This is a genomic window from Candidatus Cardinium hertigii (assembly GCF_003176915.1).
In the GTDB taxonomy this organism is placed as follows: Bacteria; Bacteroidota; Bacteroidia; order Cytophagales; family Amoebophilaceae; genus Cardinium; species Cardinium hertigii_A.
In genome coordinates, this window is record NZ_CP029619.1 from 952,205 (window position 1) to 975,912 (window position 23,708).

At 39.2% G+C, this 23,708-nt stretch carries 19 protein-coding genes, 2 tRNA genes and 1 pseudogene; 19 read left to right on the forward strand and 3 right to left on the reverse strand.

Annotated elements, in window-relative coordinates; genetic code table 11:
- Positions 1 to 31 precede the first annotated feature (31 nt).
- Positions 32 to 107, reverse strand: a tRNA-His gene (locus tag DK880_RS03910).
- 615 nt (positions 108 to 722) lie between these two features.
- Between DK880_RS03910 and DK880_RS03920 the strand changes: the two genes are divergently transcribed.
- Complete coding sequence (locus DK880_RS03920; protein WP_109997498.1) at positions 723 to 1,493, forward strand: hypothetical protein; 771 nt, start codon at positions 723 to 725, stop codon at positions 1,491 to 1,493.
- 77 nt (positions 1,494 to 1,570) lie between these two features.
- Here the strand turns inward: DK880_RS03920 and DK880_RS03925 are convergent, their stop codons facing one another.
- Complete coding sequence (locus DK880_RS03925) at positions 1,571 to 6,307, reverse strand: contractile injection system tape measure protein (protein WP_109997499.1); 4,737 nt, start codon at positions 6,305 to 6,307, stop codon at positions 1,571 to 1,573.
- Between the two features lie 342 nt (positions 6,308 to 6,649).
- Here DK880_RS03925 and DK880_RS03935 point away from each other — a divergent pair, with 342 nt between their 5' ends.
- The 4 genes from DK880_RS03935 (at position 6,650) to DK880_RS03950 (ending at position 10,997) form a co-directional block, all read left to right on the forward strand.
- Positions 6,650 to 6,847 carry a hypothetical protein gene (locus DK880_RS03935; protein ID WP_162534185.1) on the forward strand — a complete coding sequence of 66 codons (198 nt, stop codon included), beginning with the start codon at positions 6,650 to 6,652 and terminating at the stop codon, positions 6,845 to 6,847.
- Positions 6,848 to 7,017: 170 nt separating this feature from the next.
- Positions 7,018 to 7,908 (forward strand): hypothetical protein, encoded by an 891-nt coding sequence (locus DK880_RS03940; protein WP_109997502.1) that lies wholly within the window; start codon positions 7,018 to 7,020, stop codon positions 7,906 to 7,908.
- 726 nt (positions 7,909 to 8,634) lie between these two features.
- Positions 8,635 to 9,411 carry a hypothetical protein gene (locus tag DK880_RS03945; protein ID WP_162534186.1) on the forward strand — a complete coding sequence of 259 codons (777 nt, stop codon included), beginning with the start codon at positions 8,635 to 8,637 and terminating at the stop codon, positions 9,409 to 9,411.
- A gap of 77 nt (positions 9,412 to 9,488) precedes the next feature.
- The gene (locus tag DK880_RS03950) at positions 9,489 to 10,997 is read left to right on the forward strand and encodes an Npt1/Npt2 family nucleotide transporter (protein ID WP_109997504.1); all 1,509 of its coding nucleotides are present in this window, start codon (positions 9,489 to 9,491) and stop codon (positions 10,995 to 10,997) included.
- Positions 10,998 to 11,202: 205 nt separating this feature from the next.
- On the opposite strand, the pseudogene DK880_RS03955 reads toward DK880_RS03950, so the two are convergent.
- A pseudogene (locus DK880_RS03955) lies at positions 11,203 to 11,925 on the reverse strand (transposase); the annotation flags it as partial.
- A gap of 309 nt (positions 11,926 to 12,234) precedes the next feature.
- On the opposite strand from DK880_RS03955, the gene DK880_RS03960 reads away from it, so the two are divergent.
- From DK880_RS03960 to DK880_RS04025, 14 genes are all read left to right on the forward strand, one after another.
- Positions 12,235 to 13,665: a sodium:solute symporter family protein gene (locus DK880_RS03960; RefSeq protein WP_162534187.1), complete on the forward strand. Its 1,431-nt coding sequence runs from the start codon at positions 12,235 to 12,237 to the stop codon at positions 13,663 to 13,665.
- Between the two features lie 18 nt (positions 13,666 to 13,683).
- A complete protein-coding gene (locus DK880_RS03965; protein ID WP_109997506.1) occupies positions 13,684 to 14,547 on the forward strand; it encodes a TIGR01459 family HAD-type hydrolase in 864 nt (287 codons plus the stop codon).
- Positions 14,548 to 14,841: 294 nt separating this feature from the next.
- Positions 14,842 to 14,915, forward strand: a tRNA-Val gene (locus DK880_RS03975).
- 32 nt (positions 14,916 to 14,947) lie between these two features.
- A complete protein-coding gene (locus DK880_RS05240; RefSeq protein WP_162534188.1) occupies positions 14,948 to 15,103 on the forward strand; it encodes a hypothetical protein in 156 nt (51 codons plus the stop codon).
- A 427-nt stretch (positions 15,104 to 15,530) separates the two neighbouring features.
- Positions 15,531 to 15,782 (forward strand): F0F1 ATP synthase subunit delta/epsilon, encoded by a 252-nt coding sequence (locus DK880_RS03985; protein WP_109997509.1) that lies wholly within the window; start codon positions 15,531 to 15,533, stop codon positions 15,780 to 15,782.
- A 604-nt stretch (positions 15,783 to 16,386) separates the two neighbouring features.
- A complete protein-coding gene (locus tag DK880_RS03990; protein ID WP_109997510.1) occupies positions 16,387 to 16,947 on the forward strand; it encodes a Pvc16 family protein in 561 nt (186 codons plus the stop codon).
- Positions 16,948 to 16,965: 18 nt separating this feature from the next.
- Complete coding sequence (locus DK880_RS03995; protein ID WP_109997511.1) at positions 16,966 to 17,802, forward strand: hypothetical protein; 837 nt, start codon at positions 16,966 to 16,968, stop codon at positions 17,800 to 17,802.
- Positions 17,803 to 17,844: 42 nt separating this feature from the next.
- Positions 17,845 to 19,332 (forward strand): phage tail sheath family protein, encoded by a 1,488-nt coding sequence (locus DK880_RS04000; RefSeq protein ID WP_109997512.1) that lies wholly within the window; start codon positions 17,845 to 17,847, stop codon positions 19,330 to 19,332.
- Between the two features lie 92 nt (positions 19,333 to 19,424).
- Positions 19,425 to 19,889, forward strand: a complete 465-nt coding sequence (locus DK880_RS04005) for a hypothetical protein (protein ID WP_109997513.1) — start codon at positions 19,425 to 19,427, stop codon at positions 19,887 to 19,889.
- A 72-nt stretch (positions 19,890 to 19,961) separates the two neighbouring features.
- A complete protein-coding gene (locus DK880_RS04010) occupies positions 19,962 to 20,417 on the forward strand; it encodes a hypothetical protein (RefSeq protein WP_109997514.1) in 456 nt (151 codons plus the stop codon).
- Between the two features lie 37 nt (positions 20,418 to 20,454).
- Positions 20,455 to 20,904 carry a phage tail protein gene (locus tag DK880_RS04015; RefSeq protein WP_109997515.1) on the forward strand — a complete coding sequence of 150 codons (450 nt, stop codon included), beginning with the start codon at positions 20,455 to 20,457 and terminating at the stop codon, positions 20,902 to 20,904.
- Between the two features lie 43 nt (positions 20,905 to 20,947).
- Entirely contained in the window at positions 20,948 to 21,112 is a 165-nt protein-coding gene (locus tag DK880_RS05245; protein WP_162534190.1) for a DUF5908 family protein, read from the forward strand.
- A gap of 79 nt (positions 21,113 to 21,191) precedes the next feature.
- Entirely contained in the window at positions 21,192 to 22,379 is a 1,188-nt protein-coding gene (locus DK880_RS04020; RefSeq protein WP_109997516.1) for a CIS tube protein, read from the forward strand.
- Positions 22,380 to 22,625: 246 nt separating this feature from the next.
- The gene (locus tag DK880_RS04025; protein ID WP_109997517.1) at positions 22,626 to 23,492 is read left to right on the forward strand and encodes an Rpn family recombination-promoting nuclease/putative transposase; all 867 of its coding nucleotides are present in this window, start codon (positions 22,626 to 22,628) and stop codon (positions 23,490 to 23,492) included.
- The last annotated feature ends 216 nt before the right edge of the window (positions 23,493 to 23,708 follow it).

Consider the following 23,708-nt stretch of genomic DNA (forward strand, 5'->3'; position numbering starts at 1 on the left):
GCTAACGCAGCACTGATCTTGAATGGAAAATGGGTGAAAGACGGGATTCGAACCCGCGACCCTTGGCTCCACAAACCAATGCTCTAACCAACTGAGCTACATTCACCATACAATTCTCTACTATTCCATTTATCCCTTTCCAAGGGCTAAATATACTTAAAGGATTTCAAAAGTTAGCATGGCATAGGGGCGGTCAAGCGAACGGCTCGTAGTAAAACATGCGCTTGCTGCTGTATTTCGGAAGCCCCCCTTACCTCTGCTGTATTCCGGAAGCCCCCTTACCTCTGCTGTATTCCGGAAGCCCCCTTACCTCTGCTGTATTCCGGAAGCCCCCCTTACCTCTGCTGTATTCCGGAAGCCCCCCTTACCTCTGCTGTATTCCGGAAGCCCCCCTTACCTCTGCTGTATTCCGGAAGCCCCCTTACCTCTGCTGTATTCCGGAAGCCCCCTTACCTCTGCTGTACCGTTACACCAAATGTGTTAAAACATAAAACTTTTTTGGTCTGTTTTAATGAACACTACCCCCTTACTTTGTAAGTAAGAGAAAATAGATAAAAAAAGCAAAAACCAATTTGTTCCGAATAGGCTTTGGGGATGGGGGCATGCTACAACTGTAACGTACGCTATAGGCTTATAGGTTACCATTGTAATAGTTGGTATATTCCTATAAAGTGGTCTACACAAAAAAACAATCATTCTAACTTTTCTTATTGTTTAACAGCATGGAACCTTTAATAATAAATAGACAAAATGTATTGATCAGATGCTTATATCTTCTGTTTCTGCTAACCATAGTGGGCTGCTCCAGAGGGGGCTATGCTATGTATGATTATGCTGCTATAAGCCATATAGAAGCATGTAGTAGTGGAACTCAGCATAAAGCAGAAGATTCATTAGATTTATATGGTAGCTATCCTGCACTATCTATACAAGAAATATTGAAAATCATTATGAATAAATTAGAGCGCATAGCAGGAGCTATCACCCTAGATAAGGGAATCCTATTTTTAGAGGATTTGAAACAGTTGTTTGAGGGAGAAAATAGTATACAAGCGGCGGTTATGGCATTAAGTAAAACAGTAGAGGAAATAGCTGCTATAAAAAAGAAAGGAAATATACCGAAAACAGGAATAGAGCAACGGGTATTGGAACAAATCGTAGATATATGGCATGCCATAAAGCGCAGATATCCTACCTTAGCAGTAGAAAACCTTATTACATATTGGAAAGATTTACTAAATCTATACAATAGCAGAAACAGTGTAATGTTAAAAGGGCAGGAAGTAATGAAAATGGTGTGTTGGCAAACAAGCTTTATGTTGGGCAAGCTTTACAGCATGCAATTAAAGTTGCAACAAGAAAAACAAAAACAAAGGCGGGCAGGATATTGTTACCTCAGATTAAATGTATTTAAAAGATTTCGCAATTTAGTAAGAAACATGAGTGGTAGAAGGAGGGGGTCCTATAGACCATGCGGTTACACCGCATCCTAAAAAGGATGCGAAGCTTTAGGGATATGGTTTGATGAATCGTCCTGTAGCGATATATTTTGTTTTGAGAGAGGGCGCTTTCATTCGGTGGCTATCCAAAAGGGCTTAAGGATTGTTTGCATCCAAGGTAATGAAATTTCATCCATGGACCAAGGAGGAAGTAAGGTTAAATCATCCTCATCCTGTGGTATAATATTTAAATGCCAACTGCTATGTACTTCCCTGTCTTCATCTGGTAGCTTTCGCAGTATGCCTGGTTTATTTAAAAAATAATGCCTAAAAATAGCAGTTGTCATTCCTGTTTGGTCTGCTTTTTTATGTTTGCTTATGTTTTTCCAACGTTTGATTACCTTTTCAATCAACTTTTGGCTATTGGATTCTATTGTTTCCATGGGAGAGAGGGTTTCTTTTTGCAGAAGAGCGGTTTCTGTTTCGTTATAGTGGGGTAGCTGTAGAGAGCGGTAAGGTAAGAGTACGGTATCATGCGTCAATCCACAAAGTAATTTGGGAATGGTAAGTAGTGATTCTGGATGGTTGAGTTTCCCTTTACATAAGTATTGCAAGAGATAAACCGCATTATGTGCTGCCTGTTCACAGAAAAATTGAGTGTCCAGCATAAGATGATGTGCTGTAAAAAAATCATACAAAAAGGGCCATAGAAAAACCAATCCACTGTTGCTAGTGTATAAGCTTATTTCTTCTGCTTCTGCTTGATGCGCATTACGCTTATCGCTATAGGTATTATTTTTTGTTGCTGCTGCTATTGAGCTACCGTAAGGATCTTCTGGTAGGGGTGTTGGCGCAGCGCTCAATGGATCACGATATGTTAATAGTTTGCCAATAGGTTGTAAAAGAGAGATAATTTTATGTGCCATGGAGCTAGTGGGTTGCACAGTTAGTACAGATGCGATGAGTTGGCAAATGGTTGAGGTATCATACCGAGTGGAAAATAGTGTAGTGGTAAGGAATGCGCTGCTATCCCACTGTTCTACGGTAAGCAAATAGGCTAACGTAGCTGTTAAAAGCTCTCTTTGCCAGGTAGCAGCTGTTATTCCATCGGGCAGTGCTTGGTTGAACAGCTGTAAATAGCTTTCTACGAAGGGTTGTTGCGATTTGGCTAAGTGTGCTATAATTTTTGTGGAAAGTTCCGGGCTAAAGTAATATACCATGCGTCTAGCTATTACATTTTTATTATACGGTTGTTTAAGCATAGTTATTAAGCTAGCAGGTTGTTCTGTTATGCATTGCACCAGCTCCTTTTCCAGCTTATCCAAGGTCATTCCATGCGGTTGTGAAAACAGGAATGTGCCACTGTGTACCAATAGGTAGAGCTGCTCTAGTGCAGCTGTCTTACAACCTTGTTGGGTTGCCTCTTTTTGGAGTGATTGCAGCTGTTGGGTCAATACTTTATCTAGTGCAAGACGGAGCAGTTCTATTTCTGGTAGTGTTTGCATATCAGCTATTACGACTTTAAAGGTTTGTAGTAATATAAGGGGTGTGAGGCCTAAAGCACTACTCCATTGGGCAATGATTGCGTTAAGCCAGCGTGTTGGATGCAAAGGAGAGGATAGCTGTGGTATCATTTCCAATACTTTATCCCAGAAAAGCATTTTAGTTGTGTTTTCTTGTGCCAGTATGCCTTGTGTAGCGCACCATAATGGATAGCTACTCGCTAGGTAAGGCTGGAGATTGCTGCCCATAGGCGTTAGTTTTTGTACCAATAGCAGCAGCTGGGTAGGGGTAAAATGCTGCATCAATTGCTTCCGTACTACTGTTTTGTTTAGCATGGATGCTAAAGGGAAGGTGGGCAGCTGCCTAATGACTTCCTCTAGTAGTTCGGTTGCATCGGCATAATGTCCTACATTGCCGGTATATAAAAAGTGTTTCCATCTTTGCGTAATAATTGCTTTTGAACGGCGCAACGTATGGTTTAATTTTGTAATCAGTAGGTTATAGATAGCCGTTTTCTGCTGATTAGGGAGAGGAGGGAGGGAGTGACTTATCCATTGATGCAGTTTTGCTGGATCCTTAACGATGGCTTCCATGGCTATGGTTCTATCTGGATTGATTTGCTTAAGTGCTGGAAGCAATTGACTATAATAAACAGCTAAAGCATGCCTCTCTAGCTTCTCCTGTAGAGGCCACAGGGTTGGGTCCATCGCCTCTATTTTTTCTAGTTGTGAGCAAGCTAAAGGTTGTTTGAGCGCAATAAAAGTAGCTGCTAATTTAGCATACTGCAGTTGTTGTGCAGTGGAGGCTAGCTGGTCACATAGTAGGGTAGGATACAGCTGGCTATGCCTTCCCAAATAAAAAAGTAACCGTTCGATGTATTGCGGTATGGTAATAGAAGCTGGATGGGCAATAGCTACCCCAATCAATAGGGTTGGTAGGGCATGCCGTTTTGTTTGCTCTTCGTTATACGGTAATAGGTTCGCTTGTATAATAACCCTCCTTAATTGATCTATATGTTCTGTTGCAAAGGGGATAAACGCTTGCAATAATTTATCCATTGCTATTTCTGTAGCATACTGTAGAAGGGTTTCTAGTATGGCGGTTTCTTGGCATATAGCGGTTAATTGCTGGGCTATTTCTGCTGCTGTAGACATAGCTAAGCTTTTATCGATGAAATAAGCCGGGACACTTTGCCCATGGGGTAGCTCATTGTATAGCAGAAAATGCACTACATGCCGCAATAAAAAAGGGTTTTGTACGATTTCTTCGCTTGCCGCTTGCTCCTTAGCGAGTATCTCTAGCAGGGATTTTGTATCAGTTGGTAGCAGGGATGTTTCCGTTTGTTCCTTAGCGAGTATCTCTAGCAGGGATTTTGTATCAGTTGGTAGCAGGGATGTTTCCGTTTGTTCCTTAGCGAGTATCTCTAGCAGGGATTTTGTATCAGTTGGTAGCAGGGATTTTGTATCAGTTGGTAGCAGGGATGTTTCCGTTTGCTCCTTGGCATGTGTCTCTAGCAGGGATTTTGTATCAGTTGGTAGCAGGGATGTTTCCGTTTGTTCCTTAGCGTGTGTCTCTAGCAGGGATTTTGTATCAGTTGGTAGCAGGGATGTTTCCGTTTGTTCCTTAGCGTGTGTCTCTAGCAGGGATTTTGTATCAGTTGGTAGCAGGGATGTTTCCGTTTGTTCCTTAGCGTGTGTCTCTAGCAAGGATTTTGTATCAGTTGGTGGAAGAGATGTTTCCGCTTGCTCCTTAGCGTCTATCTCTAGCAGGGATTTTGTATCAGTTGGTGGAAGAGATGTTTCCGCTTGCTCCTTAGCGTCTATCTCTAGCAGGGATTTTGTATCAGTTGGTGGAAGAGATGTTTCCGCTTGCTCCTTAGCGTCTATCTCTAGCAGGGATTTTGTATCAGTTGGTGGAAGAGATGTTTCCGTTGATTGCAGAGCGGGTAGTAGTTGCTGGAGGGGCAAAGTTCGGTTGTCCCTGTTCGGTATTGCTTTGCGTGGTGTGCTAGCTTGTTCTTGTTCGATCAAATAGGATGGTTGCCTATCTTTTTGGGGCAGCCCTATTGCGGGTAGGGTAGCTGTAATATGTTGATCTAAAAGTTTCTTTATTTTTTTAGAGACGTTTACAGTGGATGCTTCAACGGAGCAATAAGCCAGTATACTGTCTTTAAGGATAGGATCCCATGTAGCAATAAAAGAGCTATTTTCAGGTATATATCCAGAAAATAGCGCAATCATAGCGGGCTCTATGGCTTGTACCAACCTAATAAAAAGGGTAGGGGATAGTTTTTGGATTAACTTTATTCTGTTTTTCTTTTCTTTAAGCCAATTTTTTATTACTGTGCGTACCGAAGGCTGCTTTATGTTAGATTGTATGTGGTACAGTATTGCTTCTAATTGAGCGGGTGCATGCTGGTTTATATTTTTTAGATCTTCGGTAATCTTTTCTTGCAGTTGCCTGTTTTTGTACCAGTAGATAGGAGGTGTAACGGTTAGTTCATGCAAGGAAGTTAACCAGCGTTGGATGGTGGCTGCCACAGGAATGGTTGCCATTCTTTTTTTATTGTGCTTATAATAGGTTTGCATTTTATGTAGGATGCTCGCATAGTCAATTGATGTTTGATGGGCCACCTCTTTCAGTAGCAGCGTAAAGAGGTCTATGCGGTGCAGTAGGCGCTGTGGATGCGTAAGCAAACTGGATAATGCAATAGCTAGTAGCTCCTGTTTAGGAGCATAAGGGAAATTGGTTAAAACAGCTGTTTGATGCAAGAGATAGGAAGTCTCATGGAGTATAGGCATGCAATCTTCCTTTCCCCAACATATTTTTACTGTATTTTCTACAGTTTCTTTATCAAAAGAGGCAACAAAGCGTTGGACAGCTTTGTCTTTTTTCTTAAGGCCATGCCAGAGCTGTTCTATCTGTAGCGGTGCCTGCTGCAATAAGGTTGTATAGGATTTTTCCATTTCCTTCTGTGTTGGCATCCACCAAGCAATATGCCCTTCTGATAGATAGTAGGCTATGGCTTGCAGCTGTGCCGCTGGCAAGGGCGTGTAGCGGTGGGGGTTTTGTAGCGCTTGATGGATTTCTTTCTGTAGCATAGGACCTAGCATGGCTGCTATCTGCAGAGGCAACTTTTTTGTTAGGCTTCTTTTGCTTAGCCCTCCTACATCTAAAATCAGTTTGTCTAGGTGGATTACTATGTTCTCTGGTACGTAGTGTGTGAAAAGCTTATTAAGTAAAGGTATGATGTGTTGGGCTATGCTCCTGTCAATGGTTTTTTGTAATGATTGCACTTGGCTAGCACATGTAGTAGTGACTTCAATCTTTATGTATTTAATGACATGAAGCGGTGATAGGTCCATAGGTTTCTATTGTATTGTTGGTTAACCAAAAAGAATGCGTAGCTAAAATGGCCTTATGCCCAATTTTAATTTATTTATCCTGGAATTTGCGTTAAATCAAGGCTGCTTACTTCTCTGGATCATTAACTTTAGCTTACTGGTTTCTATTTTAGAAAATAGGGTGAGCAATTTTACTGTTTTTACTACAGAAGCGTACACAAAACACTTTAAGAGGTATTATATATATAAAGAATTTAACTTACACGTGTATACAGGGGCTCAGCAGCTGCTGTTTAAAACGCACTATTTTACTTGACCATGCTTAAATGTAGTGTTTTAATATGCCATTGTAGTAGCAAGGCAATGCTTCCCTCTGTTTCCTTAAAGTGGTTAACAATAGCCGAAAAGGGATTGTTGCGGTATGATATTGTAATGGATATTTGTGTAGCAGATGTAGCAATGGATCCAGCCGATGGAATGGGCCATACAATTAACGGTTTATTCCTTTTTATAAAGAAATATACTGTATATGCTATTAATAAGCACATTCTCAGTCCATAATTACTTGGATTATATAAAATTATTTCATAAATATAAAGGTATGTTACTTAAAAATGCCTATAAAACAGCTATTTTTGTTTAAGGTTACATGGCTAATCCAGCATAAGGCTACTTTATGATGCGGTTAGCCATAGTTGGCTATTTCATAAATTCTTATAAAATAAAAAATCATGCAGAATAAAATAATGCAATTAGGGAGATATGGCGTTATGGTAGTTTGTATACCAACGTTTATTGGCTGTGGTAAGCTCAGTAATCAATTAGGCATGCAATCAGGAGGAAAAGGAAGTCCAAGTGTAGTGGCAAAAAATGTTTCACCAGCAAAATCACAGAGTAGATTACAGCGGAAATCCAAAGATTCAACAGGCCAAGCCATAAATCCAAAATCATTATTAGTGACGGCACTATTATTAGCGCAAATACGGCTGGGATGTAATCAAGATTTAGTACAAAATGGTTCAAGTACAACAAACGAATGCGAACAAAACATAAAAAAATTGCAGCACATGAGGATGCATGAAGCATTTAGGAGGAGCCGAGCACACCACGATTTAAGCATGTGTGAGGCAAAATTGAAAAATGAGTCTGAAGCACATAACACAATAAAAAAGGAAATGGATGTGAAAAAAGTGATAATAGAGGATCTAGTATCTATTATAGAGCGGAAACGAGGAAAAGATTTAAGCATGTGTGAGCAAAAATTGAAAAATGAGTCTGAAGCACATAGCGCAAGAAAAAAGGAAATGGATGTGCAAAAAATGATGATACAGGATCTAGCATCTATAGAGCGGGAACAAGGAAAAGCTTTAAGCATGTGTGAGGAAAAATTGAAAAATGAGTCTGAAGCACATAGCGCAAGAAAAAAGGAAATGGAAAGTGAGCTAGCAAGACGCGTGAACTTCCTGTTTCTTATTGAAAATTCATTAAATCAGTGCCTAACAAAAGAGCAACAGTACTTAAAGGAGAAAGAGAAACTAGAAAAGGCCGTTCAAGCTGCAGAAGTGAAAGCAAGGGAAAGGCGGGAAATGCGCCATAAACGGTTTACGAGAGGTAAGCATTAATTAAGTCAACAATACGTACTAGATTTGAAATTGTAACCTTGCACGGCATAGATAGTATATACATGCCGTGCAGGTTTAAGCATTTATCAACAAACATATCTAATTTGTTTAATACAGAACTATGTAAACTAGTAGGATTGTATCCGAAAATTATATGGATAAAAGATTTCCTTGCTATGGAAATTTTAGGGAAGCCCAAGATGAAGCTTTCGATAAAATAGTTAAATTAATGGGGCTGGTTTATCCAAGATAATGCAGCACAACCCTGATTCCCTTTTAAATAAATACGCCTTCCTTTCCAGCAATAGTAGGATCGCTACTACTGTGAAGGCTTTTATGCTAAACGCACCCTAACTCATTAGAAGGTCTTGCATCCCGGCCAGCAGCCGCGGATCTTTTTTCTTTTGTTTGTCTAGTCATTGTAACATCCATTTTAATTGCCTTCTACAATTTATTATCTTTTATACAAACACAATTGATAGGACGTAGCTACGTATTTACTTGGTTTCTTGCCTTAACAAAGGGTATATTTTTAATCCTATCGTATTAGAAGGTATTCAAGTAGCTGTAACGGCTAGAGGTTTGTGGCATGGAATGGCCTAGGAGAAGGGGCTTCTTTGGTTACATTTGGGCGTATAAGTTTAGGAAAATAGATTTAAAATATGTAAATTATGAGTCATGCCCTGAAGTAGGGGGGGTGATCATACATAATAAATCAGTTCTATCGTGTTGCGTGGCGCCTTTTATTATCATTTATTCTATCGTTTATTGTTGGATCCTTTTGCGCATGCTATTGTGTGCACACTGGTAGCCTATTTGTTAGCACCTACTCAATTTATTAAGGTAATTTATCAGGAAACGGGGAAAAGCTATAGCAGCATTATTAGGCGATACTTACAGGCGCGTAAGTATCGTTGTTTTTATGCGGGTGCACACATGTATGCCTTGCGACAGTTTATTTCTTCTTTTACCTTTGGGTTGGGATTATGGTTTTTCCAACTTTCGGTTACCTATTATCCCATTACCCATCTTGGATTATCTATTGTTTGGGCGTGCTGTTTGGTCGGTATGCTGGAAACAATTGTAACAATAGCTAGCGAGATGAGAGAGATTACTGCTAATAAAGGTCCTTTAATGAAACGCAAAGCAGCCTACAGAGATATAGCGGTCCCCCTATTGCTGCGTAATATTCTTTTTAATATAGCAGCGATAGCTCCCTATGAATTTACCAAAGAACAAGATAATCCATTTATGAATATGATTTTCGGCATAGTTTTCGGTATAGTGGTTTCTGTTTTAACGATGCCATTTGATCTGGTAATCACACAAAACTGTGGGTCTGAAACGCGTATGACCTGGATAAGCAGACTAAAACAGAATATACTAATAGAAAAAAAATTGGGTGTAATTTTCAATGGGTTGACCATGCGTATGTTGCAAGTAATACCTTATTCTATTGCCCATAGTATGGTAATGCTTTGTTTAGAAAAATTTACTGCTTGAATTTTCTTAACCCTAAGATAAGTGCAGGCAGAGCTGTTATAATTTTTGTTGTACAGAAAAGCCAATTAGTATAATTGATGATTAAGACTAGTAGTCTACTAAAAAAATGGCAGATAATCTGCTGGCCCATTCAGCGGATTGAAGCGCGCAAATTTTGCGCTATGGCTGCTTTAATGTTTCTTATTCTACTCAATCAAAATTTTATTCGCAGTATTAAGGATGGCTTAGTAGTTACCCGAATAGGTCCAGAAGTATTAAGCTTTATTAAATTATTTATTGAAATGCCTGTGGGGTTATGCTTTGTAATCTGTTATACGGTTTTATGTAACAAGCTGCGTAGTGAAACTATTTTTAGGATCATCCTACTTTTTTTTCTTACCTTTTTTATCTTATTTGGCTTGATTCTTTTCCCTTACCAAGCTTATTGGCATCCCAATAAGCTGCTTATAGATCAGTACATCCAGCTTTATCCCCAATTAAAATGGTTTTTTATGATGTGGAGCAAGTGGACGTTGGTATGCTTCTATGTAATGGGGGAGTTATGGCCTATGATAGTTTTTACATTACTCTATTGGCAGTTAGCTAATCAGATTACTACTATAGAGGAAGCAAGTCGGTTTTATTTTTGTTTCAATCTGGTGGGACAAATTAGTTTACTTGTTTCCAGCAGTGTAACTATTTTCTTAGCAGATAAAGGGGGGAGGATATTGTCTTTTCTGGGTATCCATACAACGGGCGCTATACAGAAGATAACCCCTCTTATGGCAATGATTGTATTACTTTGTGTCGCTATTTTGTTGTTGCATCAATACATAGAAACCGGTGTGATACGTCTACAGCCATTATACGTAAAGCCTGATCATTCCGTTAAATTACCATTGGGCTTGTGGGAAAGTTTTAAGCGCATCACGCAATCAAGCTATCTTGCGTTGATTTGTCTCCTGACAATCGCTTATTCTACGACCGTTAATTTAATAGAAAGCGTATGGTTATATGAAGTTAATTTATTTTATCACAACGATACTACCTGTTTTCAACTATACCAAGCAAAGATCTTATGGTGGACAGGTATAGTTTCTTTTATTTGTGCTATGTTAGGTAATTTTATTATGCGAAAGCTGGGATGGTTAGGAGCGGCATTGATTACGCCAGTTATGACAATGGTAATGGGGGGTGTTTTTTTTCTATTTGCTATCGCTCAGTATTTTAATTGGTTGCCTGCTACCATTGGTGGGATATCCAGCTTAGCGTTTATAGTAGCTATAGCAGGTTTACAAAATATATTAGCCAAAGGAAGTAAGTATTCCTTTTTTGATGCAACCAAAGAAATGACTTACATTCCCTTAGATAAGGAAATGCAAACAAAGGGAAAAGCGGCTGTAGATGTCCTGGGTGGTAAAATAGGTAAATCTGCTGGATCTATTTTACAGGTTATTTGTTATACGATGGTTCCTACCAAACATCCAGGTCAATGGGCACCATTGCTAATGGTGTTTTTTTGTTTGATCAGTATTATCTGGATTATAGCTACCTGCATGCTTTCAAAAAAATACCATAAGCTGACCACTGGTCTATCGCACAGCTAATGGTAATTGCTTTGGCCTTTGTCTCTAGCAGCTATTGTTTCTATTGGTGTGGATATACTTTTCTAAATAAAAATCTTTCATGTCCATATCTAGGAACCAAACCTACCTTATAAAAGCTTAGTTTTTTATGTGGAAACATATAGGGTGAGACCGTTGTGATAGCTCGATAGAATAATTTTTTCTATGTTTCTATGCTTATTTGGTTATAATGTGTCTTTGCTACCAATTTATTAAACCGTTTAGCTGTAAGGTATAAAGGATTATTGCTAGTAGCTTTCTTCTGCATAGCTGATTGTAAGGTTTTTTCACCCTGCTGCCAGATTGTAAGGCTACTTTATCCAGCAAAACCTGTAAATGCATTGCTAGCATGACTAGATACTTTTGTGGTACTGACTGCTAGAACCAACCCTTTTTTACCTCCCAGAAGGAGATATCGCTTATAGCCATAGTAAAGCGTATGTCTTTTTTGTCCAACTCGCTACTCCTTTCTGATAACTTTCGGATATATTTACAGTGCCATCTTTATGTAAATTATAGACTTTTTTGCTTTTAGGACGTCTAGGGGTAGGCGTGATAAGGGTGGTCCTGAATCTGCTTACTACCCTATGATCTGGAACAGAGCTATCCATAGCAATTCCACAAAATCTGCTAAAAGTTATTCGATCATTTACTGCTTCTTCTACTGGATAGTCACGCAGTCCATATCCAGTCTGCAGTAATAACATTGTAAACAAAAGCAGTGGACTATAGGCAGGCTTTCCTGATAAACGCAAGCCTGTAGGATCATACAAATGCAGCGTTTCTTCTACGGATGACCAATCTATTAGCTTATTCATTTGATCAAATGATCAAAGAAAGTATGCTTGCATTTACGTTGACTATCTGTGCTATCTGCTAAACTTAATGGATTATTTGGTTTGATTGCCATAGAAATAGCATAAAAAATCCTAAAAATAATAACCCAAATCAGTATAAATAATTAATTTAAGTCAACGTTTGACTAAAAATAAAAGTGCATGGTTAGATTTAGATAAAATCTTTAAAGTCTATTGCAACGGTCTCATGGTATTATTTCAGGAAGGGGACAACCTTTTTATAATGCATAGTGCTCCATTGTTATTCTTTACCAAAGAATAACAATTAATAGTTAAATTGATAGCAGCTATTGCCCCTGTTTATAGGTAGGCAGAGGTAAGATGTTGTATGGTTATGGATCCTTCTTAATATGTTTAAAAGTATGTTACTTTCATCTCAGATTCCGCTTTTAATGGTAGTGTTTTTTCTATTGTTTACTTTAGGGATTGCTTACCGTTTTACGAAATCTTCCCCTTCATTTCAAACCTATGCAGTAGGCGATAAGCAATTTTCTACGGGTTACCTAGTAATTACGTTATTGTCTACAACCTGTGGTGGCGGAATGTTGTTCCGTAATATGGAATTGATCCATCGCTATGGGCTCTATTGTATGTTAGTGCTACTTTTTGCTAACTTTCTAGTTTATTGGAGCATTAGCCTACTAGCCTTGCGTATGGATCCTTTTATGCGACATCTTTCTATGTCAGAGACAATAGGGTATGTATATGGTACAAAACCAAGAATTATAGCAAGTTTAGCTTATATATTTTCCGCTATTCCCTGTATTTTGATACAAATTCATGTTATAACTTTTGCTATCGATATGTGTTTGGATTCGGTTAATCCGAATCTATTGATTACCATTGTTATAGTAAGCTTTATTTTGTATACTAGCATTGGCGGTATTCGTGCTATCATGGTTACAGATATCGTACAGCTCTTTGCCTTTTGTACTATTTTACCATTCTTTGCTTGGTGGATTTTTACAAGAACAGGCAAATCATTAGGCGAATTGTTTTCGTTTGTACAGGCTCGGGAGCAATTTCAGTTTGGATGTATGTACCATGGTAAAATGCAGGTAAGACCTATAATAAGCCTTGTGCTGCCTTATTTGGTGACAGGGATAACTCCCCCTATTATGCAGAAAGTGTATATGGCGAAGGATCATTTTCAAGCTAGTAGAGTCTTTTTGATAACTGGTATTGTCAGTGTATGCATGCTATTTTTCACCTTAGTCACTGGGTTATTTACTTTTGACATTGCGCCAGACGGGTCGCTAGAGAACGTACTGCGTTATATACTGGCGGGTAGTCCATATTTACTTAAAGGATCTGTTGCTATAGGGATGCTTGCTTTAACTATGTCTACGGCTGACGCTTATCTAAACAGTTGCTCTGTTATACTTAGCCATGATATTGTAGAAACCATCATAGGACCTAAAATTGTTCCCTATAACCAGCAGCTTCGGTTGGCTAAGTACATTGCCTGTTGTATAGGTGCCGTGGTTGTATTATTCAGCTACCGCCGCTATCACCTTATCTCCTTTATTGGGTTTTATTTCGATTGCTTTGTGCCTATTGTAATAGCTCCCTTTATTTTAGCTGTGTTAGGCTTTAGGGGTAGCGGCTATTCGGTTTTGGTAGGCATGGTTACAGGTATATTGACTATATTGTCGTGGAATCTATGGGTTAAGCCTATAATACATATGAATGGCTCTTTTTTCTGTATGCTTGCCAATGGCTTGGCTACACTTATGTCCCATTGTTTGGCCCCTATTACAAAGCCTGCAGAGAAAAATCTTGATGAATTGTAAATTTTCAACGTAAAGCGAATGATTCCTTTAATTTGTAAACACATTAGAGAGGTTCTCGATGCCTATGATATCTTTCTATTTGATATATGGGGGGTAATTATAGAAGCAGATCAACCCTGTGTTAGGGTAGTACATACGATTGCCACTATGATTGAGCAAAAGCGTAAAGTTTTTTTTGTTACCAATGCGCCGAGAACCGCAGCATTTTTACAGGCAACATTGCAATCATGGGGTATTCCTGCTACAGAAGAGATGATCATAAGTTCAGGTTCGGTAGCACTTAGTATGCTACAGAACAGTGCAGCGGAATGGGGCATTCCAGCTCCTTTGGTGTACCATTTGGGTAGAGCAAGCAATAACCTTATCCACGACCAGCCAGTGGCTATTACCCATGACATCCATGCGGCCAATCTGGTTTTATTAACTTTTTTTTGTGAAGAAACAGAAAAAGAAATGTTAGAAACAGTGGAACGGACCCTAGCCGTGATAGGTCAAAGAAATATCCTTACACTTTGTGCCAATCCAGATTTAGGTCTTATGCGAGAAAGTACCTATAGGTATTGTGCAGGCTATTTTGCTGAAAAAATTAAACAGCTAGGCGGAAAAGTAGTGTATGCCGGGAAACCTTACCCCAAAATATTCTACAAATTACTCGATCAACAGCCAGCTGTAGCCAAGAACCGTATTTTGATGATAGGGGATACTTTCGATACAGATATTTTAGGGGCGTATAGGGTAGGTATTGATTCCGCACTGGTGTTAACGGGTAATGCACGTAAGTACTATGATCCGTTGAGCCCGCTCGAACAACAGCTGCAGCAACTCACCATAGCTGCCATGGAAAAAAAAATGTTTCCTAACTTCTGCATTCAGTTGGCATAAGAGGTGTATGCTTGGGCAAGCCTAGTTGGTTGCTATCTTCTACTAGAAAAGTTATCGTTGTGGGTAGCACGGTATGCTTATGCAGTTTTAGTAGTTGAATAGGTAACATAAGCGTTGCTGTTAAGCGTAAGGCAGGTCTATTTTTAAAACCCATTGTGTATGACTTGCCCTTATTCTATTGAATGTAGGCATATGAGGAGATTTACAGAGGGAAATAGCTATTGTAAGTAGCCTATGGTAGGGAGGCATAGATAAAAGTTAAAAAATAATGATTATATTCACCTTTATCTTTTTGGGTCTTTAGCTCAGCTGGTCAGAGCATCTGTCTTACACACAGAGGGTCGCAGGTTCGAATCCTGCAGGGCCTACATGTCAATTTAAATTTTTTAATTACATTACTATGCCTGTTCGGTTACAACGTAAAGCAAGAAAAAATAAAGTCAGAGCGGCCCAACGTAAAGCGGCTATTAAACGGCTTATGTTTAAGCCTGTTATAAAATGTGTAGAAATAGAAGCCATGCGCCAAAGTTTTGGGCATAACCAAACGAATTGTTGAAAAATCATTTTTTTTCTATTTTTATTAGAGGATACTTCTGGCAAGGTGGTTGAACCCATTTGAAGCGTTACAGGCTATCTGCTTTAAGTTTACAAGAGGAGAAGTGGATCAAGGGGACAAGCGGTTTGAGGGGACAAACGGTTTAAGGGAGCAAGCGGTTTAAGGGAGCAAGCGGTTTAAGGGAGCAAGCGGTTTAAGGGAGCAAGCGGTTTAAGGGAGCAAGCGGTTTAAGGGAGCAAGCGGTTTAAGGGAGCAAGCGGTTTAAGGGAGCAAGCGGTTTAAGGGAGCAAGCGGTTTGAGGGAGCAAGCGGTTTGAGGGAGCAAGCGGTTTGAGGGGGCAAGCGGTTTGAGGGGGCAAGCGGTTTGAGGATATGCCACTTGGTGCTAGGTAGGACAGGCAATAGAAAGAAATTCTTCCATAAAGCATATGCATTTATCTATTCTTACAGCTAGTCAGATAGTTTTTAATGGAACAGTTCAAAGTGTAGGTCTTCCGGGTACGGTAGCCCCTTTTCAAATTCTTGCTGGTCATGGGCCTATGGTAAGCAGCTTAATGAGGGGTAATATTACCTATGCAAAAGAGGGTAATCTCTATTCCTTTTCCATACAGCATGGTTTTGTGTCCATTGCACGTGACCAAGTTAAGGTAGTTTGTGCACCGGTGGAATCCACTCATTGAGTTAAGCTATGCCATTTCCTCATCTTATCATTATGTATAAAACTTTCCTTCTCCTGTAAAGACAGCCTGCTAGTGGTACTAAAAAAGTATTGCCCGATCGGCGCTATATGGCTAGATGTATGGGTTTTTATTACTCTGTGCGCAGAATCTTTGTTGTCGGTAACCATTTACTGTGCTATGGCCAGTATCCATTGCTGCTGATAAAAAGAACACTTCTTTCCTTCCTTCTCCTGTACGAATTATTTTCGTAAGGATTGCACGTTTACTTAAAAAAAGGCAGGTTCCTGCTATAGGTTGCCTATCCTTGAGGCGCGTAGTACGAAAAAATGTGTAAGAATTTGTTTTTATATCAATAATTGATTATAATCTAATTCAGGGGTGGAGGAGAATGTAGGGTAAGATAAGATAAGTTCTCTTGTTGATAATCAATTACAAGTATGTAATTAGGATCGGGCGGGTGAGGTATGTCTTCCATTCAGTAGGCAGGTTCTGTGCGTATTATAATTTTTGTCGTGGGCTCTTTTTTCTATGGGGGTTGTAATAGACTTTTTATTTTCAAGAAGTGAAAGAGATAAAAGTATTGTTAACCAAATTAATATAGAAAATGCTACACCATTGTACAGCTGTTTTATTAGCTGAATTAAATCGCTACATTCAAGCTAAGCTATCCATAAAAGAGGCAGCTGTTGTAGGAGCCATTGTAAGCAATGCTGCAGGGGAGCATAAAGAAGCCAAACCCATTAGGATGCGGCTGGTAGATATTGTTCCTGTGGAATTGCGCAGCAGTCCGCATGAGTATGTTCCACAGGGGGATAGTTTCATTGTTCGCAAGCAACCCAGCGCATTTAGTCTTTATTTTTTATTTTCTATTGCTTATAAAGAGGTCGACTTGTTAAAAAATTTAGAATTGCTTGCTTATGTGGCTGCTTTTTTTCAACATAAGCCTTATTTTGATGGCTGTAACACACCTATTTTACAGCAGATGGGGATAGAAAATTTTTCTGTTGAGCTGGTTCGGTTAACGTCTACAGAACGATCTATGCTCTGGAGTGGTTTACAGCTTCCTTATGCACCTTCCTTGCTCTATAAGGTTGGGTTAGTGTTTATAGAAGATACGACCATGGGCACACAGATAGTATCCTCGTTTGAAATACTTAAAAGGTAAGGGGATATGTCGTTTTTCATGAAAATATTTCAAATAGTCCTTACGAATAGCTACTATAAGTCCCATGATCTTGGCCATGATTTTTCCATTCAACCAACGGCCTCAACCATTTCCTGGATGGAAAAGCGGAACATTCGTTTATTGCGTTATGGGAGTAGAATTGTACTCGTATGGCTTGCTCAGCATTATGATGATCCCTTGGAGCTTTTTAAAAAGAAGGTGGAGGGGTTAACCATTTCTTTTATCGTAACTTTGCAAAACAGTCAGCTTTTGAATCTTTCCGAGTTAGAGATAGGGCATCCCACTGGAACAGTTTATTATTTACATAATCGGCATCCCCATAAGGATCATCTGTTGCACAGCAAAACTTTTATAGGCCCTACAGATTTGCTTGAAGTACAAGCGTTAGCCCATGAAGCGCTTATCCAGCCAGGTAACGCGGTATGGGGTGTGATTGACATTGATTTTTCTTACTGGAGTGCTACGGTATCCAAACAGCAGGATCTGCCTATAACCTATCCCATTCAAGTTAAGAACCGTGCTACTTTCTGGAGGTATTATTTTGTAGATATGACGCAGCAGTTGACGGGAGAGCTGTCTATAGTAGCGAACGGAACTTCAGCTTCTTTTGCTGCTGTACAGCATGTCCCAGAACGTCTCCATACCTATTGGACAGAATCTAAGGCACCTATAGAACTATATGATCACTATGCGCATTCCTTTGCATTGTGCAAGCGTGATAAAAAAAATGAAACGATTGTAGTAGCAAAATTACCCTATCCTACCCCCGGTACGCTTACAAGGGGGAGAACCAATAAGAAGAAACTCTATAGCGATATAGTTGTATATGTTTAGTTTTAATTCATTTATATATCAGTAATTTAAAAATAAAATAAGATGGCGGAAAATTTAAAAACTCCCGGCGTGTACATCGTCGAGAAGGATACGGGTGCCAACGCTGTGGTTCAAGTATCAACTGCAGTTCCTGCTTTTATAGGTTTCACAGAAAGAGCTGAAATTAATGGCAGGTCTTTTCATATGAAACCGGTTCAGATTTCTTCGCTTTCGGAATATGAATTATTTTTTGGGGGGCCAATCGTTCCAATATATACGGTTAAAGAGGTAAGTGATGGTGAGAAAGATTTAGTAATGAACGGTAAATCCTATGTATTAGAGCAGAGCCCTCATTCTACTTTCTATCTTTACAATAGTTTAAAGCTTTTCTTTGACAATGGGGGAGCGGATTGTTTTATTGTATCCATTGGTCAATATGGTTCGGAGACGAATCCGGTAGATATTAGTGCAGAAGTGTTTAAACAAGGGATAGATGCATTAGCTGGAGAGGAAGTCCCCACTATGTTACTGATGCCAGATTCCTTATTATTAGAAGAGGAAGATGCTTCCTACTATTCCGTTCAGACTTATGCTCTAGCACATTGTGGCAAATATCTTAATAAGGTGGCGTTATTTGATATATGGGGTGGCAACCATGAGTGGTCTATTGAAGATAAAAATAAATATGTAAATAGATTTCGTGAATATATTGGGCTAGATAATTTAAGCTATGGGGCTGCTTATTATCCATGGTTGAGGACCAATATTATTCCATTGAACAGCATTGATTATCGAAATTTTGATCTTGCATCGCTCAAAAATGTTTTACAGGGGGAGCAGCAAACCATGCTTGCTAATTTAGTAAATGCCACTACGGATAAAGAAAAACTATATTGGGATGCTGGTTTAAAAAATACAAGTAAGGAATATAAGTTACTGCGTAAGACGATTGCGGATCGTTTAAACATACTTCCATCAGCTCCAGCCATGGCAGGCCTGTATACCCGAACAGATAAGGCCAGAGGTGTATGGATTGCCCCTGCTAATCAGAACTTAAATTCTGTACTTGCGCCAGTGGTTAAAATTACACATGAAGAGCAGGAAGCACTTAATGTAGATGGGATTAGTGGTAAATCTATTAATGCCATTCGTACGTTTAAGGGAGCGGGTGCTGCTGTAGTTTGGGGAGCGCGGACATTAGCTGGGAACAGCCCAGAGTGGCGCTATATCAATGTAAGGCGGTTGTTTATCCTGATTGAGCAATCCATTAAGAATGCTGCTTTTTCGGTTGTATTTAGACCCAATGTTCCGGTTACTTGGGCAGTTGTGCAGGGTATGATATCTAATTTTTTAACCAATCTTTGGAGGCAGGGGGCTTTGGTAGGTACAAGTCCTGGTGAAGCCTTTACCGTACTTTGCGGGTTGGGAGAAACCATGACGCAGGATGATGTTAATGAAGGTATTATGCGTATTTCAGTTAAAGTAGCAGCGCCTAGACCCGCTGAATTTATTGTGATTACCTTTGAGCAAAAAATGGGTGCGGATGGGTAAGGCATTCCTTCCTAAACAGCTCATGTTACAAGGGGGGGGGTACGCCCCCCTCATTTGAGTTATAATCTTTCTAAAAAATTTAAGCAACCATTATGGCGGAAAACTTATTAGTACCTGCTATTGTTCATTTTAATTTGGGCTCTAAGGCAGTAAATATAACAGATTATCAGGTAGCTATTACCATAAAAAATGGGTGCCACTATGTGGAATCATTGAACGCAAAGGGTATTTCTGTTTATGATATACGTAAGGGGGGAGAACTTATACAATCAGGTGATATTAAGGTGTCTGTACTTAAGACGCCTGACAAAAAGTTTGATGATGATATAGAAAAATTGGAAAAGGCTTTAAAGGAAACAGGAGAGAATGATCCTAAAAAATATACAGAAAGTATGCTCTTTACATTTGCTACCAATGATGATAAGCCTTTTACACATATACAATTTGATGGTTATGTTAGTGAAATAAGCAGCACAGTAAATGAAGAAACTGCTTTCCAAGAAGTAACAGCTGAGATTGAGATCTATGATCCAATAAGTTTTACTATAAAGAAATAATTTTTGATGTGGAACGATGACATTTATTTATTTAGTTAGTTATTAGATCCTCTTACTTAGAATCTTAAGCATATGATACGGAGAACAACAATTGATTATTCTATTTTTACAAAAGCAGGTTTTGACAATAAAACTGCCAGGTTACTGGATGCGCCTTGGCCCAATAGTAAAAAATCTACTAGAGCGATGGTATATAATACAGCCTCGAAAGCACCTGTTTTTCAGAATCAGCACCTTGTTCAAGGAATTGTAAGCTTTACAGTGGATTTTTTTCCGCTTATGACAGGAAAGGATTTATTGGTAAAAGCTTATGAACTGGTTCAAGAGGTACATACAGATACATATAAAGCAGAACCATTTACCTTTTGTTCGCATAAAAAAGATGGCTCCATAGATAAAAAAATAACCATCAATGATGTTATCGTGCAGCAGGTAGAATTGTTTTTAAATCGTAAGTACGAAGCACAAGGTGAGATGGGGCCTATTCGTATTCGTTTTACGCTACAGGGTATAGATCCAAGTTCTTAAAATAATTTTGTAGTTAAGGGTAAGTGGTTGTAAAGGTATGGCTAATGTTAATTTGATTTATACCTGTTCTTTTCAGGTAGAAGTATTAGGTATAACGGATGGGAGTTCTCCTGAATATTTTTACAGTGTGGAAGGGTTGAATCATTTTTTAAGGGTAGAGCCTTATCTGCCGGGGGGAACTAATAGGCCTTACTACAGATCTGAGGCATGTGAAACCACTGATTTAGTTTTAATCAGGCCGTTAGTAGAAGGTAAAACTAAAATTACGGTTTGGTGTGAAGAGGCCCTTGATAGGGGCAACTTTAAACTAACACAAGCACATATTCTCGTATTGAGTAGGGAGGCTAAAATCTTAGCCCAATGGACCATAGAGGATATCTACCCGAAAGGAATAGGTATTACGCCTTTTCATTCAAATAATCAGGTAAATAATTGTGTTGCAGAAACCATTACCATAGGTTATTCCAGGCTAGCACGTACCAAATAACAACTTCCCTAGTATGGATCCTTATTGTTAATAAATATAGATTATGCCTATTAAGATTAATGAGCTGGTAATTCGGGTTAAGGTTTGTGAAACAAATAAGCAGGAGGAGTCAGCTGTGCACAGGTCGGGACATTTAGTTTCGGAGCAGCAAAAATTAGATCTGATACAAGACTGCTTATATCTGTTAGAAGAGCGTGAAGTACGGTAGAGTGGGCGGATTAATTTTCGTTTGTTCCGTTTAGCTGATTATTGGTGGCACCTATTTAATTTAATGCCGGGTTTACACTATGAGTAAGGTTAGTAAGTTAGCCATTAAGGCGTGTAGAGATAATAAGTTTTCCTCTTTTACAGGGGAGTTTAATACTTCTATTAATCCAGAGCATTTAATTATTAAGAGTGGCATAGCGTATCATATTCCTCAGGGGATGTCTGGTACCCATTTGATGTATTACCGTGATTCACCTCCTAAGCTGCTTTCTTTTAGTCTTTTATTTGATAATACGGGGATCATTCCTGGCAGTAATGATCTCTCTGTTATGGAGCAAGTAAAGCAGCTACAGGATATCGTATACAATGTGCCTACGAAGGGAGGAAATGGTCCGAATTATATTCGGATAATCTGGGGGGAGGTTGACTTTAAGGGAAGGCTTGTGGAGTTGGATATCAGCTATACGCGCTTTCAAGTGGATGGTATGTTGCTAAGAGCTGAAGCACATATAGCGGTATTAGAAGAAATCGTACCTTCAGGAAGTGGGAAAACAGCTGTTGGCGTAGATAGTACTTATGTACCGCTGCAAGGTAAAATGGTTCAAGCGCCTGCTGGAATAGCGCATTCAGCTAAGTCTAATGAGGCTGTTTTTGCGTCAACGCCTGATGGCATGGATGGTGCTTATAGTGGTGCGCCAGTAGGTGCTTATGATGGTGGACCTGATACCCCTTACCAAGCGGGAAGTAGTTCAGTGGTAGGTTCCGGTATGGGCGCAGGGGATGGATCAACGGCGTCTATAGGAAAAAATGCAGCTGGTGAAGCAGGCATAGGTGGGGGAGATATGAGTGGAAAGGGCAATAAAGCTATAGGTGGGGGAGATATGAGTGGAAAGGGCAATAAAGCTATAGGTGGAGGAGATATGAGTGGGAAGGGCAATAAAGCTAGTGGTGTAAAATTAGACAGTGACCGCAGCAAAATGATACACAGCTCTAACAAAATTGGGATTGGTGGTAGTTCTGGGAAATTAGATAGCTTGCGAAAATTAAAAACGGTTGGAGCGGCTGGCCTTGCAGCTGCAGGGGGCGTTGGAGCAGTTGCCCTTGCTGGTAAGCTTGCCTTGAGTAAAATAAAGGATCAGCTTAGTTGGTGGCAAAGATTGAAAATGCTTGCTAAAAAAGTGGTCCCTAAAGCATATGATGCGGGTAAAAAAGTAGCCAGCAAAGCATATGATGCGGGCAAAAAAGTAACCAGTAAAGTAGCAAAATAGGAAACAAAACAACCTGCTAAGCAACATTGTAAGAAAATATTATTTTTTATCCTATTGTATTGTATATACGCTTTGTAAAGCTAATTTTTAGGCTATCATGCCATCAAGTGAAATAGCTAGAAACAATGCCATGTTTTATCTGTCAAGGACGTAGCGTAACGGAGCGCTTCTGACTCATTTTTTCAAAAGCTATGTATCTTGCAGTGTGCATTGCGCTTATATTAGGACTAAAAAATAGGATAAGGTATGGAAAAAATTACCCCAAAGGTTGACTTGGCCTTCAAAAAAATATTTGGCGTAGAAGAAAATAAGGACCTGCTGATTTCCTTAATAAATGCTACTGTTTCTCCAGAAGATCAAGTGGTAGATGTTACGCTATTAAACCCTTATAATCCAAAAGATTTTAGAGGTGCAAAGCTATCCATACTAGATATAAAAGCAGTAGGAGAAACGGGGAAAAGGTTTAATATAGAGATTCAAATCACAGATGAAGCAGATTATGATAAGCGAGCCTTATACTATTGGGCCAAGTTGTATACAGATCAATTAAAAGTTTCAGAGGATTATTCCACTTTAAACAAAGCCATAGGAATTCATATTCTAAATTTTATTTCTATAACAGACAGTAGTAAGTATCATAATGTATTCCATATCACAGAAAAAGAGAGTGGTTTACCCTACTTTAGGGATTTAGAGTTGCATACTATAGAGCTGATTAAGTTCAGTAAAGATCCCAAGGAAGATTTAGATAGTTTATTAAAGAAGGTAAAAAATTCGTTAGATATTTGGACTGCTTTTTTGACCCGCCATGAGTTACTTAACAAAGACAACTTACCTCAACCGTTAGCGAATAACAGCCTAAAAAAGGCGTTGCATGTTTTAGATACGATGAACTTTACGGATGAGGAAAGAATGGCCTATGAAGACCACTTAAAATGGCTTAGAATAGAGGCTAATACACTAGAAAAAGCTAGAAGGGAAGGCATGCAAATAGGCAAGCTAGCAATAGCTAAGGCTATGCTTCTCAAAGGTTACCCTATGGAAGATATTGTTCTGCTTACTGGCTTTCCTTCTTCTCATATCCAGGATCTTATAAAGGAAAAAGATTTCTAATTAGGAATGGCTATCATTGTTCCCCCTTATTTATCATAAAGCTAACCTACCCAGCAGGGTCGTAAGAAAATACTTTTTTATTCTATACGCTTTATAAAGCTAATTTTTAGGCTATCATGCCATCAGGTGAAGTGCTAAAAAATCATGTTTTATCTGTCAAGGACGTAGCGTAACGCAGCGGTTTTGACTCATTTTTTCAAAAGCTATGTATCTTGC